General features: G+C 38.1%; 12 protein-coding genes and 1 pseudogene. 9 read left to right on the forward strand and 4 right to left on the reverse strand.

All coding sequences use genetic code 11. The features are described 5' to 3' along the window. The first annotated feature begins 179 nt into the window (after positions 1-179). Together JYB62_RS07960 and JYB62_RS07965 are read left to right on the forward strand one after the other, a co-directional pair. Positions 180-905: a class I SAM-dependent methyltransferase gene (locus JYB62_RS07960; RefSeq protein WP_205644867.1), complete on the forward strand. Its 726-nt coding sequence runs from the start codon at positions 180-182 to the stop codon at positions 903-905. Between the two features lie 387 nt (positions 906-1,292). Continuing rightward, on the forward strand, positions 1,293-2,828 hold the full coding sequence (locus tag JYB62_RS07965; protein ID WP_205644868.1) for a M20/M25/M40 family metallo-hydrolase: 1,536 nt from the start codon (positions 1,293-1,295) through the stop codon (positions 2,826-2,828). Between the two features lie 170 nt (positions 2,829-2,998). Here JYB62_RS07965 and JYB62_RS07970 read toward each other — a convergent pair whose 3' ends face one another. Further along, complete coding sequence (locus JYB62_RS07970) at positions 2,999-3,697, reverse strand: NUDIX hydrolase (RefSeq protein ID WP_205644869.1); 699 nt, start codon at positions 3,695-3,697, stop codon at positions 2,999-3,001. Positions 3,698-3,852: 155 nt separating this feature from the next. Here JYB62_RS07970 and JYB62_RS07975 point away from each other — a divergent pair, with 155 nt between their 5' ends. Beyond that, entirely contained in the window at positions 3,853-5,433 is a 1,581-nt protein-coding gene (locus JYB62_RS07975; RefSeq protein ID WP_205645431.1) for a carboxylesterase/lipase family protein, read from the forward strand. A 50-nt stretch (positions 5,434-5,483) separates the two neighbouring features. On the opposite strand, the gene JYB62_RS07980 is transcribed toward JYB62_RS07975, so the two are convergent. Beyond that, entirely contained in the window at positions 5,484-7,745 is a 2,262-nt protein-coding gene (locus JYB62_RS07980; RefSeq protein WP_205644870.1) for a helix-turn-helix domain-containing protein, read from the reverse strand. A 97-nt stretch (positions 7,746-7,842) separates the two neighbouring features. Between JYB62_RS07980 and JYB62_RS07985 the strand changes: the two genes are divergently transcribed. Continuing rightward, positions 7,843-8,460 carry an FMN-binding negative transcriptional regulator gene (locus JYB62_RS07985; protein WP_205644871.1) on the forward strand — a complete coding sequence of 206 codons (618 nt, stop codon included), beginning with the start codon at positions 7,843-7,845 and terminating at the stop codon, positions 8,458-8,460. A 149-nt stretch (positions 8,461-8,609) separates the two neighbouring features. Beyond that, positions 8,610-8,981 carry a PRC-barrel domain-containing protein gene (locus JYB62_RS07990; RefSeq protein ID WP_205644872.1) on the forward strand — a complete coding sequence of 124 codons (372 nt, stop codon included), beginning with the start codon at positions 8,610-8,612 and terminating at the stop codon, positions 8,979-8,981. A 51-nt stretch (positions 8,982-9,032) separates the two neighbouring features. Here JYB62_RS07990 and JYB62_RS07995 read toward each other — a convergent pair whose 3' ends face one another. Beyond that, on the reverse strand, positions 9,033-10,643 hold the full coding sequence (locus JYB62_RS07995; protein ID WP_205644873.1) for a hypothetical protein: 1,611 nt from the start codon (positions 10,641-10,643) through the stop codon (positions 9,033-9,035). Between the two features lie 236 nt (positions 10,644-10,879). Between JYB62_RS07995 and JYB62_RS08000 the strand changes: the two genes are divergently transcribed. From JYB62_RS08000 to JYB62_RS19855, 4 genes and pseudogenes are all read left to right on the forward strand, one after another. Then, a complete protein-coding gene (locus JYB62_RS08000; protein ID WP_205644874.1) occupies positions 10,880-11,671 on the forward strand; it encodes an endonuclease/exonuclease/phosphatase family protein in 792 nt (263 codons plus the stop codon). Position 11,672: 1 nt separating this feature from the next. Beyond that, the gene (locus tag JYB62_RS08005) at positions 11,673-12,536 is read left to right on the forward strand and encodes a 3-keto-disaccharide hydrolase (protein ID WP_205644875.1); all 864 of its coding nucleotides are present in this window, start codon (positions 11,673-11,675) and stop codon (positions 12,534-12,536) included. 353 nt (positions 12,537-12,889) lie between these two features. Beyond that, complete coding sequence (locus JYB62_RS20105) at positions 12,890-13,009, forward strand: hypothetical protein (RefSeq protein ID WP_394369691.1); 120 nt, start codon at positions 12,890-12,892, stop codon at positions 13,007-13,009. After that, a pseudogene (locus JYB62_RS19855) lies at positions 12,991-13,620 on the forward strand (DUF2264 domain-containing protein). The gene JYB62_RS20105 and the pseudogene JYB62_RS19855 overlap by 19 nt, the downstream one beginning before the upstream one ends. 112 nt (positions 13,621-13,732) lie before the next feature. On the opposite strand, the gene JYB62_RS08025 reads toward JYB62_RS19855, so the two are convergent. Then, entirely contained in the window at positions 13,733-15,121 is a 1,389-nt protein-coding gene (locus JYB62_RS08025; RefSeq protein ID WP_205644878.1) for a Gfo/Idh/MocA family protein, read from the reverse strand. Between the last annotated feature and the right edge of the window lie 29 nt (positions 15,122-15,150).

Here is a 15,150-nt window from a genome sequence, read left to right on the forward strand (position 1 = left end):
AAAACATAGGTTGAATTCGCTTTTTTTATCTACATTCTATTAGAGCCCTATTTAAATGGATTTTGACTCCTTTCTTTGAATAATCCTGTAATAAAGTTTCTGCGTTCTAAGAATAGCCATATTTACCTTTTAATAAAAACAAGCGTGAGTTATTTAAGTTTACTAGTAAAAGAAATAAGATGAATCGATATGTTCTTACTATAATCCTCGGAATTGCCTTCAATTTTCACCAGGTGATATTAGCTCAATCTTCTAAAAAAGGTACCCAAGTCTACCAATCCAAGGATCCGAGTTGGGATGGAACAGGGAAAGTTTACTTAGGAAGAGAAATTTCCCAAGTCATGGGATTTGCAGGAAAAGACTGGCTGGAAAGAGCGAGTAGAGAGCGAGAAGAAGGAATTACTGCAGCTTTAAAAAATCTACCCATCAATTCATCAAGCACAGTGGCAGATATTGGTGCAGGCTCAGGATATTACACCTTTCGAATCGCTCCACTTGTTCCGCAAGGAAAAGTGTATGCTGTAGAGATTCAGAAGGATGCAATTGATTACATCAATGCAAAAAGTAATGAGCTAAACTTAAAGAATATTGAGACTGTTCAAGGATCAGAAAAATCACCTAACCTTCCAAAAGGAGCAATAGACCTAGTGATTATGGTTGATGTTTATCATGAGCTATTTTATCCTCAGGAAATGCTGCAAAGTATTTATGAATCCTTATCTCCAAATGGCAAGGTCCTTCTCCTTGAATACCGAGGGGAAGATCCTACTATCAACATTAAACCATTGCACAAAATGACCGAAAAACAAGTCACCAAAGAGCTGAATGCCAATGGTTTTGAATTGGAGAAAAATGGAAAATTCTTACCCATCCAGCACTATCTCATTTATAAAAAGAAAAAATAATTCAATCCTAAACCACACATTAAAGGCCATAGAAGGCTTTTTTTTAAAATCATTTTTTTAATACTAACTACTACTTTCGTGATTTTCCTTTTTTAAAAAAAGTCCTCATTCACCGATGTAGAGTTAACCTATTTATAGACCTTATGCTCGTACTTAATTTTATTATGGGACAGCTTACTAAGCTCTTCATGACAACTCAGTGTGAAAAGTAAAAATGTACCCCTAAAATAAGCTATATACTGAAAAGCTTCTATTCCTATAGTCTTATTATACAGAGGAATAAATGACATAATTCACTTTCCTTCCAGATTTTAAAGTAACCAATTAGCAAATGCTTCTTTCTTTTAGCCTTCTATTTATCTATTTTGAAATCCAACCTGATACCTTATGAAAAAATTACTACTTCTTGCTGTAACCTTCACATATTTTCAAAGTTTTGCTCAAGAATTAAAGAAATCTGAGCTCGAACAATTAACAGAGCAAAATTGGCAACACGGATTATCCTTACTCCAAGAAATTGTCAGTATGCCCAATGATGCATTTTATCCAGAGCAAATTGAGGTAAACATTGCATGGAGCGAAAAGCAATTTGGAGAAAGGGGCTGGACTACCGAACGACTTGCAACTGATGGGATTCCACTGCTTTTAGTTGGAAAAAGATCCCCGGGAGCTACCAAAACCATTCTGTTTTATTTTCATATGGATGGACAGGCGGTAGATAGAAGCAAATGGAATCAAGAGGACCCTTATTCACCTGTTCTCAAAAGTCAAAATTCCAATGGAGATTGGGAAATCATCCCCACTTCCAAACTTCAAAATGAGTATGATCCAAATTGGAGAATATTTGCGCGCTCCACATCAGATGATAAAGGGCCAGTAGCCATGTTTCTTACCGCTTGGGATGGGTTAGCAAAAGAAAATATCACGCCTGATTTTAATGTAAAAATCATTTTGGACTTTGAAGAAGAACAAGGGTCTCCTAAACTTCCAGGAGCCGTAGTAAAATATAAAGAGAAATTAGCTGCAGATATGATGCTGATTTTAGATGGTCCAAGGCACACGAGCAATGAGCCTACCTTGAGTTTTGGAGCGAGGGGTATTTCTGATTTGACATTGACTACCTATGGGCCAAAATTCCCACAACACAGCGGACATTATGGGAATTATGCCCCAAATCCGGCCTTACTGCTTTCCCAATTATTGGCCTCGATGAAAGATGAAAACGGAAGAGTGTTGATCCCAGGATATTATGATGGGATTGAATTGACTAATGAAGAAAAAGAAATTCTTTCGAAAGTTCCAGATGATGAACAGGCAATCCAGAAAAAACTAGGTATCGGAAGAACGGATAACGTAGGACAAACTTATCAAGAAAGTATCCAATACCCTTCTTTGAATATCAGAGGACTAGAATCTGCCTGGGTTGGAAACGAAGCTAGAACCATTGTTCCTGCCACTGCCATTGCAGAGATTGATATTAGATTGGTTCCAGAATCAGATCCAGAGCGATTGTTTGGATTAATCAAAAACCACATCGAAGAACAAGGCTTCCACATAGTGACCAAAGATCCCAGTGATGAAGAAAGAATAAAATATCCGAAAATTGTAAAAGTGAATTTTTCCATTTCCTACCAGGCATTTCGGACTCCGTTAGACTCTGAAGCGGGTCAATGGCTACGTGCTTCTATGAATCGAGCCTTTGGAAAAGAGCCTGTTCAGATAAGGATTTCAGGAGGCTCTATTCCTATTTCCCCTTTTGTGGATGCGTTAGGAATTCCTGCAATAACTATTCCTACAGTGAATGCTGACAACAATCAACACAGTCCAAATGAAAATATACGATTAGGAAATTACAAAGAAGGAATAACAACCATTATGGCAATCCTTACCGAAAAAACCTTAGACTCACTTCCCAAAAAATAAAGATCTATGAGCTTCAACGGGTAAATTGAAAATGGGACAAATGTTCAGATCATGAAATATTTACCCGAAGCTTCAAACAAGTGTTTTTTTATGCTCCCCTTTTTGGTTATCGATTATTTGTTCCCAAAAAATTGATAACCATTATAAACTCCTTGCCTATTTAAATTATTTCAAACCTTTTTAAAGCTGTACAAATAAGGCGCCTTGTGAGAACCTCCGGTGTATAGCTTATCATGCCTTTCCAAGATTCCAAGACTCAACATTTTGCGTTGGAAATTTGCTCTATTCAATACTTCCCCCAGAATAGCTTCATATACAAGTTGAAGCTCTTTCATGGTGAATTTATCTGGCAATAGATTAAAGCTCAATAACTTGTGATCTAAATGAATTCTCAAATGCTCTAAGGCCTTTTCAACCAACTCCCTATGGTCCATCATCAATTCTGGTAATTGATCATAATCATACCAGTCGATGGAATCAGAAAGGGCATCTGGAGTTGGTGTTACGCTTTCATAATTGATTAAGGCATAATACCCTACTGTGATAAATCTTCCCAACATCCAATGATCCTCTACTTGATGACCTTGCTCCTCCAGGATTCTACGCATTATTTCTGGTTTGAACCTCTGCATTGAACCAAATGTATGAAACTGTTCCAAGTATATTTTATCTAAGCCCGTTCGCTCAGACAAGCCTCTTTTTACTGCCTCATCCAAAGGCTCATCTACTCTTACAAATCCCCCAGGAAGCGCAAAAGTATTCATATTATGGTATTCAAGGATAAGGATCTTCAACTTTTCCCCTGAAAAGCCAAAAATGACCGAATCATAAGAAATATGTGGGAGATACTCATTGGTGGGTAATGACATGGGTTTTCTTTGAAAATCTAGGTTATCTATTGGATTTGTAAAAATATGGAACTACTATTGTTTCATAAAGAAACAATAAACTCATTCCTATGAAATCTGCTTTGAAACTAGTTCAGATTTTAACGCTGGCACTTTTGGTTACTTTACCTTTCCAAATGAAAGCCCAAAACCTAAATGCATTTGCTGTGCAAACTAAAATAAAAAACGGAATTATCGAAGGGTCTTATGATACCAAATCAGGGATTCAAAAATTCTTTGGTATTCCTTTCGCCAAAGCACCGGTAGGCGAACTCCGGTGGAAAGCCCCTCAACCCCTTGACAATTGGTCAGGAATCAAAAAAACGATCCAATTTGGCCCTAGGGCAGTACAGGCTCCAGTGTTTGGAGACATGGACTTTAAATCAGAAGGGTTAAGCGAAGATTGTTTATACCTTAATGTTTGGACACCAGCTGACAGAAACACCAAAAATCTTCCCGTGTTAGTTTATTTCTATGGAGGAGGCTATGTGGCAGGAGATGGTTCTGAACCCAGGTATAATGGAGAAGCAATGGCTCAGAAAGGTATTGTAGTAGTCACCGTCAATTACCGGTTGAACATATTTGGCTTCTTTGCACACCCTGAACTAAGTGCTGAATCACCTTACAATGCATCCGGGAATTATGGACTCATGGACCAAATGGCCTCTTTGAAATGGGTTCAAGAAAATATCGAAGCGTTCGGAGGAGATCCTACAAAAGTGACAATCGCAGGTGAATCTGCAGGTTCAATTTCCGTAAGCTATCAAATGGCATCTCCCCTTTCCAAAGACTTAATTGCTGGAGCTATTGGAGAAAGTGGAGCAGGAATCCACCCTACTTTAGCCCCAGTAAGCCTAGAAGAAGCAGAACAAACAGGAGCTGATTTTGCGTCCAAAGCTGGATACAATAGTTTGAAGGAATTACGCAATTTATCTACCAAAGATATTTATGACATCTACAATGAATCCCAAAGATTTGGTTTCCCGGTAGTACTTGATGGGTATTTCTTACCCAAGACTTTACCAGAAATATTTGAAGCCCAAGAACAGGCAATGGTCCCGCTATTAGCTGGATGGAACTCAGCAGAAATCCCAGGGATGGCATTTATGCAGGGAAAACCTTATACTCCTGAAGCATTTATTGAAGTAGTGAAACAAACCTACCCAAATGACTTTGAAGAGGTCTTGAGACTTCATCCGCATGCCGACATAAACGAAGTAGAATGGTCTGCTACTCATTTGGCAGCGGATAGATTTATCGCATACAGCACCTGGAAATGGTTAGATCTACATGCGAAAAATTCAAACCAACCTGTTTTCAGGTATTTATATAGCAAACTTCGTCCACCTCTTAAAAATGCTAATTTATCCCCTGGACTTGCTGGAGGCACGATCGAAGGTGGACCAAAAATGCCTGAACCCATCGGAGCTCCCCATGCCTGTGAAATTGAATATGCAATGGGTAACCTTCACTTGGTAGATGCGTATGCTTGGACAGAGGAGGATTACCAAGTATCCAAAACATTTATGGAATATTTTGCGAATTTCATTAAAACTGGAAATCCAAATGGAGAGGGACTACCAACTTGGGATGTGGTAATAGGTTCGGACGAAACACCTGCCACCATGATCATTGACGTGGAGAGTAAACAAATAGAGGCACAGGATCAGTTGCGGTATGAATTTCATGATAAATACTACGGAAACATTAAAAATTAATCTATTCCCGTTTCCGAGTTGGGGAGTCCTAAAGACTCCCCTTTTATTTTTTAAAACCCAACCTTATTACCTGCAATGACCATTTTGAGCGTTCCATAATCATATTTCCCATCAAAAAATGCTCTCAAATCACTCATACTCTTTTGCTTTTCCAATTGGTCCCTAATTTCTGCTATGACATCTTGAGTCAAGCAATCCTCCAATTCCACTCTGCCTGTTTCAATCCCATAAGCCAAATGACTTTTGATTGTAGATAGCGCTAAACTCCGCTCCTTAGAAATTTCCTTAATGGTTTTTCCTTCTTGAAACAACAGGAAAGTTACTTCCTGAGAATCTCCTTTTTGCCTTTTGGGTGTTAAAGCTCCTTTCTTTTTTCGGCCGGTTTTAGACTTTATATCTTTTATTTTATCTGCAGCATGCTCCTTGGCCATGAATATAAATTGCCTTCTCAAGCTCAGCATCTCTTCTTCTAAATCTTCCATTTTCTCTGGAACACCACCGCTTGAAATCACTTCAATCAATCTTCCTAGCTTACTGATTTCCAGGTATTTTCTTAACAAACTCTCTTCAACCGCCTCCAAGCCTTCCAAATACTTTTTGGTTCTGGAAAATTGCTCGGCCATTCCCATCTGAGAAATGATTTTTTTTAAGGAATTAGCCATCAGATTTCGGTAGTACTGACCTCCTTTGGCAATTCTTTCCTGTATTTTTTCAGATTCTTTTTCTTGAAGTAAAAAGAGAAGTTGCCTCCTAAATTTCTCCGTATTGCCCACCTCTCTGGAAATCGCTTCATAAACCTCCGGAATGGTTACTTGCATTTCAACATCCTCAAACTCCATACTGCTGCTTTGCTCTTTTTGGAAGCTTTCTAACTCCCTCAAAACAGGTAAAAAATCAAAAGTTTGATCCACCAAACTACCCAAATATCGATATTGGTGCTGAAGCAACAAACCAGATAATTCAGGTTGATTTCCCGCACTTTGAGAAAAATTGACAACTTGTTGATCAGAATACACCAAGTTTGATTGGATTTTACTTCTTAAAACCAAGCCTTCTAAGCTTCTTAACCTAGATAGTGCCACATAAACCTGTCCAGGTGCAAAAGCTCTTCCTACATCAATGATTGCCTTGTCAAAGGTTAAGCCTTGGCTCTTATGAACAGTCACCGCCCAGGCCAATTTGATAGGGTATTGAGCAAATGTTCCCACCACCTCATCTTCCAGTTCCTTTGTATCCGGATTGACTACGTACTTTTTATTTTCCCATACTTCTTTCCTCAAAGTGTATTCTTCATGGGTATCCTGCATTTCGACCAAAATCTCATTCTTTTTGAGATGTAGCACCTTAGCGATTTTACCATTGAAGTAGGAAGCATTCCCAGAACTGTCATTTTTTACGAACATAATCTGTGCTCCTTCCCTTAATTCAAGTTTTTGCGGAAGGGGAAATAAGGATTCTGGAAAGTCTCCCTCAAGCTCCGCCTCATAGAAACTGGAAGAACCGGTCAGATTCTCCATCTCTTTTTGATTGATTTGATCCGCTTTGTAATTATGGGTGGTGATGGTGATGTAATCCTCCAATTCCCCTATTTCTTCTGCTGTTTTATAATATTTATTCAAAAGCTGAATATCTTCATGCGTCACCCTATTATCCCGTAAGTGGTTGAGCACAGTGATAAACTGATCATCTTGTTGACGGAAAATCTTATCCAGTTCCAGATAAACCATTCCAGAATTTTGCAACGCCTTGGCCTCAAAAAAATGCATGCTATTATAAAACCTATTGAGCACTTGCCATTCATCATCTTTGACGATAGGAGGCAATTGATATAAGTCTCCAATCATTAAAATTTGGACTCCACCAAAAGGTTCTTTAAAATTCCTTTTGACACTTTTCAACCTGTAATCGATGGCATCTAAGACATCTGCTCGAAGCATACTGACTTCATCGATCACCAATAGTTCCACAGCTTTTAGTACACTTTTTCGGAGCTGGTTCAACGGGTGTCTTCTTCCCAAGGTATGCTGGGTATAGAAGCCATACTGATCTGTAAAATTCCCCTCGGGCTCTCTTACTGGCAAAAAACTTCCTAATGGAAGCAAAAATTGTGAATGAATGGTCACTCCTTTCGCATGCAATGCAGCAATTCCTGTTGGAGCCAAGACCACATGCCTTTTATGAGTTCGCTTAGCCAAATCCCGTAAAAACGTGGTTTTTCCAGTTCCAGCCTTTCCTGTCAAAAATATTGGAGCGTTGGTATTATTGACAAATTTTGCTGCAAACTCGAGTTTATCAGTGGACTGACTATTCATATAACTAAAATAATAAAAATGATAATTAGTGAAATAAGCCCGATTTTCTCTTTCTTCAAAATTTCCTTTTTAATTTCAGACCAGAATCTTTCAAGCAATGTATATACACCCTATTAATCGCTGGGAAAATGAAGATGAAATAATCAACTTAATCCAGCAAAACCCCTTCGCTACACTTGTATCCAAGGTAGACGGAAAACCATGGGCAACCCACCTCCCATTGCTATTAAGCAAAGACAAAAATGGAGATGCGGTCTTATCGGGACATGTAGCAAAAGCCAATCAACAGTGGAAGCATTTGGGAGAAGAAGAAGTATTGGTTCTATTCCAAGGACCTCATGCATACATTTCCTCCTCCTGGTATAACCACGAAAATGTACCAACTTGGAATTACTTAGCAGTTCACATCTATGGGAATATCCGGATCATTGAAGGGGATGAGTTGATGGAACACCTCAAATCGCTTGTCGATACCTTTGAGGAAGGAAGGTCAAATCCTGTGACAGTGGAAGGTATGAGCGAAAAATATCTCAACAGCCAATTGAAAGGTTTAATTGGGATAGAAATAAAAATCAATGAGGTTCACGCAAGTGCTAAACTTTCTCAAAATAGAGATGAAACCAATTATCAATATATCATTAACCATCTAGAGGAAAGTCCCTACCCGCTAGATCAGGAAGTAGCAAAAGAGATGGTCAAGCGAAAGAAAAAATAAAGGAATTCTTTTCCCTTATTGAGTCTATATCCCACAACATTTTCATCATTTAAAACAAAAAAAACGTTCTATTAAGCATTTAGAGAGATGGCATGGTACTGGTTAATAGTTTAGTATAAAAATTTAAGTTTCACTAAACCAACATAACCATGAATACCGATTATCATTTTCCAATTAGTAGCTCGACTACCCATAATTGCACCATTAAAACTGCAAGAGATGAAAAAGTAGGGAAAATCAAAGATTTAATGATTGACACAGAAACCGGAGAAGTAGTGTATGCTGTATTGGCAGTTGACGAAGGCTTCCTAAATATGGGAACCAAACTTCTGGCTTTACCATGGCAAGCATTTCATTTCCAAACTCAACAAAAAGATGTTATCATTGTCAATGTTGAAAAAGAAAAGCTTGAAAAGGCCCCTGGATTTGACCAAGACAATTGGCCTTCAGGTCCACAGCATGAATTCATTGATGATATTCATACGTACTATGGCTTCGAAAGAAGACTAATTAAAGCATAAAAAACAGAAAAAGGAGGCTACCTTTTAAATAATACAAAAGAGGTGGCCTCTTTATTTTTTCCTTCCTCCAATGATTGTTCTGGCTATACCCACTGGGACTATTTCTATTAATCCCTCCTTCGAGGATTCCCAGATCAAATTAAAAGGACCTCTGTACACGTTTCTACTCGTGTTATAACTGGCAGTTTTATAATTTTTGGAGTTAGGAATATTCTCCTTAGAAGTAAATAAGTTTGCAGCCGAATTAATCAAGGTATTCAGTCCCTTTTTTGAATCATCATCTGGAATCATTTCTAATTTCAACTCCCTATAGTCAAAAGCAAGGGTATTTCTGGATGAATATTTTTGGGCATCCATCGTCAATCTTAAACCTAAAAGAATTCCTGAATCGACTCTGAATTTACCCATCTTCGCAAATAGCTCATTGATAACAGGTAAGTTAAACCCACTAATAGTGGCATTTAATTTAAAAACGTCATTTCCATAAGGAACCTGAATATCCATTTCTACATCAGCATGTCCTCTTAACTTTGCGCGTGAATTCAATTTCATGGTTTTACCCTGTTGCAATGAATCGGTAGTAAGAACATTGTAAAGTTCAGCAGAAACATTTTCAAAAGACAAGTTGGCTGGTTCCGAATTACCCTCCCCAATTTCTTGGTAAGAGATTATAGAGTTTTGAATTCTGATAGTATCTAATCTCAAGGGAAAAGGAATTTTTTCTATCAACCCCTCAAACATAGGTTTAACTGGTTCTGAAGGTCTAGGTTTGTTCTTATCCCTTAGGTCTATTAAATCGAGACTGTCAATCGTGACCAACCCTGCAATAAGAGACAAATCACCATAGATACTGCTCTTAGTATCAATATGACTCAATTTTAATTCTTTAACTTCAAATTCAATCAAATCCTTTTGAAACTCGGTTTGACTTAAGGCATCGAGCAGTCCTGAATTATAGGTGAACCCAATCCCATTAAAAATCACCGAATTTTCCTGAGAGTTGTAAGTCATTTCCTTTACCCTTATAAGTTGATCTGGGTTTACTAAGTATTCTATATTCTTCAGATTGGCTACGAGACTTTCCAATGTAAATGGAATATCTTTTTTGATCAAAGCTGAATCAGATTGTAAATCTTTGATTTCTAAATTTAAATCCGTGAATTGCCCAACTCTAACCAAGCTATCCACATCTCTGAAAAATTCAGCATTACCATTCTCGAGAATAATATCCTTAATCTCCCCTCTGGAAATTATATCCTGAAACAACAACTGGAGAGCCATAGAACTCTCTTGTGCAGTTCCTTTTTTATTTTTTTTTTGAATCAATCGGAAAGAGGGTTCTACGATTTTCAATTCATTAATTTCTAGCTTCCTGTCAAAAATTACTTTCAACAAGTCCATTCCTGACATAGAAATTTCTCTTAAGGATCCACTCACTTTTGTATTTACGGAATCATTTAAAGGAACCAGTCTGATCCCCTGCAAATCAACTTTACTTTGCAATAAATGGATGTTGATTTCTTCAAAAAGTAAATCGTAATCTCTATCCTGTTGTTCATTGAGGATTTTGGGAATTCTCTTGGAAAGCCAATTTTCCAAAAAATAGGTGCCTGCTATACTTAAAATAATAAGCAAAATAAGTGCTATCCCGAGTTTTCTCATCTAACTAACTTTATCCTGAATATAGTTGATTCTACAGGATATTTCTCCTATTGAACTTAATCAATTGATAAATTCAATTTCAAGCCTCTATTATTCTCAAAGCCTATTCCCAACCAATTTGAAAATCGATCTAAAATCTATTTCATCCTTTAAAATCAACCTTTCACCAAGGAAACTGGAGAATTTGATGTATTCCTTTTTACCTTTCAACTGAAAATCCAACACTTAATGAATTAATGAAAACTTTTTTCTTAATGCTTTCTTTTTACCTGCTAAGCAGTGTTCTTTTTGCCCAGGACAAAAATGAAATAGTAAAAGTTCTAACTTACAATATTTACCATGGTGAAAACCCCTTTAATCTAGGACAATCAAACCTGGAAGAAATTGCGGGATTGATCAAAGAACTTAATCCGGATATAGTAGCCATGCAGGAAGTGGACAGTATGACTACCCGAACCGCAAAAGTTTATGGCACCAAAGTAGATTTAGTACAGCAACTTTCGGAGTTAACTGGGTACCATGGCTACTTCGCAAAAGCAATGGATTTTGCAGAAGGAGGCTATGGAGAGGGCTTGCTGATTAAAAATCCGGCTACTTTTGAAACTCAAAACTTATCCATACCTGAAGGAGGCGAGCCAAGAGCTGCTGCATGGGCTACTATCACCTTAGACTCTGGTACTAAAATCGCATTTGCTGGCACCCACTTATGCCATCAATTTGAAAAAAACAGAATTGCCCAAGTTTCGGAAGTAAGTAAAAAAGCAAAAAAAGAAAGAATGCCGACGATTTGGGCAGGAGATTTAAATTTTACACCTACTTCCGAAGAATATCGAAGTATCAAGGGAAATTGGAAAGATGCGGGTGCATTACCTACCCCCTATTCTCCTACCTATGGATCTATGGAAGATGGTAAGAGAATAGACTACATTTGGTTTGACTCTAGCAAATTTTCCCTTTTATCATACGAGGTTTTGAATGTTCCACACTCGGATCATTATCCTGTACTTGTCACATTACAACTGAAATAAAATGAAAAAATCAATCAGCTTAGCATTGAGTTGTCTTACTCTTTTTGCCTGTAGTTCGGGCAACCAAACTTCAGTGGAAGAAGAAGTTCCAAAACTTGAATGGCGAGAGTTATTCAGTGGGAAAGATCTGGACAATTGGATAATCAAAATTAGCAAACATGAGTTGAATGACAACTTTGCCAATACGTTTAGTGTGGAAGACGGAATGATGCAGGTACGCTATGACGGATACGATCAATTTGACCAGCAATACGGCCATATTTTCTATGATGAATCATTTTCTAATTATGTACTTCAAGTCCAATATAGGTTTGTTGGAGAGCAGGCAAATGGTGGGGAAGGATGGGCTTGGAGAAATAGCGGAGCAATGTTGCATGGACAAGATCCAAGAACCATGTTAGTGGACCAAAATTTCCCAATTTCAGTGGAAGCCCAATTTTTGGGAGGCAACGGAACAGATGAACGAAGCACATGCAACCTTTGTACTCCAGGGACTAATGTAGTTTTAGCAGATACACTTTTCACACCACATTGTATTAATTCCTCCTCAAAAACCTATGCAGGAGACCAATGGGTTACCGCCAACTTTATTGTGTTGAACGACTCTGTCATTCACCATATGGTGGGTATGGATACGGTTTTCAGTTACAACAAACCACAAATTGGCGGTGGAAGCGTGGCTCCTTTTGATCCAGCTGTAAAAATTGATGGGCAGCTGCTCAAGGAGGGTTACATATCACTTCAAAGCGAAAGTCACCCGATTGATTTCAGGAAAGTATCAATTGTAGAAATTGATGAGTTGATAGGAAAAGATAATCAATTAAATAAAGCCGTAATCAACCTTCTTTCTGATTCTAAAGACTAATTACCGCCATAAATGACAATTAAAAAACGTGACTTTATCAAGGCTATTCCAGTTCTTGATATCAGGTAAAAGGCGAATTCATTAAAACTCCCCCGACATCCGACAGGAAAGTCTAGGTAGAATTATTTTATAAAATATCCCATCCAATATTGGATGCCATGTTACATGGAAAACTCACGGCTTCCATACCTTTGGAAGTTCCCTAGGATGCATCAGGTGACCGGGATAAGGAAACCTATTTAGAAGTCATAGGTAGGCTGCTAGCTGGTTCGGAACCTTAGTTAGTGTTATGAGACATCAAAAGAGAAAAAACTCTATTACAAGAGGAATTAAGAGAAAAAGCTCTTCTGAGCATCAAACATGCAGTAGATCCAAATTCTCCTAATTACATCATTTGGACTAAAGGGACTCAACCATTAGTAGATGGATCATTTTTGGTTATTGGGATCATGCGATGGCCAAAACAACTTTAGGATCCTTTGGAAACGGATGGTATGGAAATGGTCTTAACTTCCATTTAGACTATCACAATTCTTTCCTCATACAACCTATGATCATCCAAGTACTTGAAGTAGCAGCAACAAAACAAAAAGCTTATGAGACTGATTTGAAAGAAGCTAAAATACGGATGCAGCGATTTAGCAGACAGCTGGAATTGATGATCTCTACAGAGGGAACTTACCCTGTTATTGGAAGATCTTTTTATTACTGGAGGATTTATTTATTACGGATCTTGTGCATTCCATCCTTGGGCAGAATTGGCTCTAAAAGAAATACTTCCAGAAGAATTGAGTAACGGTCAGAAAGAGCTGCTTTGACCAAAGTATACACCCGGCTTTTTTCAGCAAAAGATACCTTTGATCCGAACAACTGGCTTCAACTGGGATTGACGGGACTCCTGCCAGGCCTTGCAGAGCCCTATATCAGTACCGGTAGTTTATTCCTCTATTCACTAGGATTCCTACCCTTAGATCTTCCTGCAAGTCATCCTTTCTGGTCAGACCCAGCAGAAGACTGGTCTAAAAAAGATTTGGAATGGAGAGGATCAAAGGAGAGATCATACGATCTAATAACTAAAAATTGAAGATATCATATTTCGACTCCGCTCAATGTGACACTATGTTCAATAGAAAAAATCACTCATTTTCTATTGAACATTAAAAAAGCCCGATAATTGCTTATCGGGCTTCCAATTTTTATCCTCTTAATGTAATAGGAACTGGCTTGTTGGTTTTCCAACTACCCCCTGTAAAGTCAGGTACATCAATAGAGTTGGAACGATTGGCAACAGACCATTCACTCAATGGTGAAATACTACTCCAAAGAGCAGCATCATATACATCCTGATCCAAAGGCAAACCATTTCTCAAGCAGTCAATTAGTCTCCAGTCCATGATGAAGTCCATTCCTCCATGACCTCCAACTTGCTTGGCCAACTCTCCTACTTTTTGTACAATTTCAGGAGTGTATTTTGTTTCAAGATCCTTAAATTCCTCATCATTCAACCAACCATGTCCTCTTGATACTTTAGGGCTTGGGTATTTCTGAGCATAGCCTTCGGTACCACTTACGACATGAAGTCTAGAATAAGGTCTTGGGCTAGTCACATCATGCTGAATCATGATGGTCTTTCCATTTTTAGTCTTCACGACTGAAGTATTCATATTTCCTCTGTAGCTTTTGGCAGCAAAATCAGAGAAGAAATTATCTTGAGCAGCTAATTCTTCAGCTTTCTCTTTCATCATAAAATCATTAGATGAAACAGAGGTTAAATAATCCATCTGATCACCTCTATTAATATTCAAGATTTGGCAAATAGGGCCTAATCCATGCGTAGGGTATAAATTTCCATCACGGTAATTTTCTTTCAATCTCCACATGCCTTGGTATCCATTTTTATCGAAATTAAGTGCAAGCAAATCATGGATATAAGCACCTTCTACATGTAGAACTTCTCCGAAGTACCCTTCTCTTGCCATTTTCAAGGTCATTAATTCAAAGAAGTCATAGCAACAGTTTTCTAACTGCATACAGTGCTTTTTGGTACGCTCAGAAGTCTCTACTAATTGCCAGCATTCATCTAAAGTTCTTGCAATTGGCACTTCACAAGCCGCATGTTTACCAGCTTCCATGGCATAAACAGCCATTGGAGTATGCCATTCCCAAGGTGTAGCAATGTATATCAAATCCAAATCCGGACGATCAAACATTTCCTTCCAGGAATATACTTTCCCAGAATAACCATCAGGGTTATGGGATGTACCTTTTAATTGCTCCTTGGCCTTCTCCACTCTTTCTGGCATCAAGTCACATAGGGCTTTAATCTCAACCCCTTCAATTTTACTCAAACGATTTACGGCACCAGGACCTCTCATTCCCAAACCAACAATCCCCACTCTTACAGTCTCAATTTTAGGGGCAGCATATCCAGACATATTAAATTTTTGAGCTCTTCCAGCATATTTTTGAATTTGTCCTGGCAGCTCATTGATATTTGTTTCTGCAAAAGCAGATCCTGCTCCAATTAAACCTAAGCCTGCAAGTCCAGAAGCTTTTAGGAACTCTCTTCGTTTGTTATTCTTCATGAATTGGTATTTTTTGATTCAAATTTCAA

It is taken from the genome of Algoriphagus lutimaris (genome assembly GCF_017051705.1).
GTDB lineage: Bacteria > Bacteroidota > Bacteroidia > Cytophagales > Cyclobacteriaceae > Algoriphagus > Algoriphagus lutimaris.

Coding starts and splice junctions, on each gene's coding strand:
- JYB62_RS08025 (WP_205644878.1), bottom strand. CDS start 15,121: ATGAAGAATAACAAACGAAGAGAGTTCCTAAAAGCTTCTGGACTTGCA.
- JYB62_RS07995 (WP_205644873.1), bottom strand. CDS start 10,643: ATGAGAAAACTCGGGATAGCACTTATTTTGCTTATTATTTTAAGTATA.
- JYB62_RS08005 (WP_205644875.1), top strand. CDS start 11,673: ATGAAAAAATCAATCAGCTTAGCATTGAGTTGTCTTACTCTTTTTGCC.
- JYB62_RS07975 (WP_205645431.1), top strand. CDS start 3,853: ATGAAAGCCCAAAACCTAAATGCATTTGCTGTGCAAACTAAAATAAAA.
- JYB62_RS07980 (WP_205644870.1), bottom strand. CDS start 7,745: ATGAATAGTCAGTCCACTGATAAACTCGAGTTTGCAGCAAAATTTGTC.
- JYB62_RS07990 (WP_205644872.1), top strand. CDS start 8,610: ATGAATACCGATTATCATTTTCCAATTAGTAGCTCGACTACCCATAAT.
- JYB62_RS07970 (WP_205644869.1), bottom strand. CDS start 3,697: ATGTCATTACCCACCAATGAGTATCTCCCACATATTTCTTATGATTCG.
- JYB62_RS07985 (WP_205644871.1), top strand. CDS start 7,843: ATGTATATACACCCTATTAATCGCTGGGAAAATGAAGATGAAATAATC.
- JYB62_RS07960 (WP_205644867.1), top strand. CDS start 180: ATGAATCGATATGTTCTTACTATAATCCTCGGAATTGCCTTCAATTTT.
- JYB62_RS08000 (WP_205644874.1), top strand. CDS start 10,880: ATGAAAACTTTTTTCTTAATGCTTTCTTTTTACCTGCTAAGCAGTGTT.
- JYB62_RS07965 (WP_205644868.1), top strand. CDS start 1,293: ATGAAAAAATTACTACTTCTTGCTGTAACCTTCACATATTTTCAAAGT.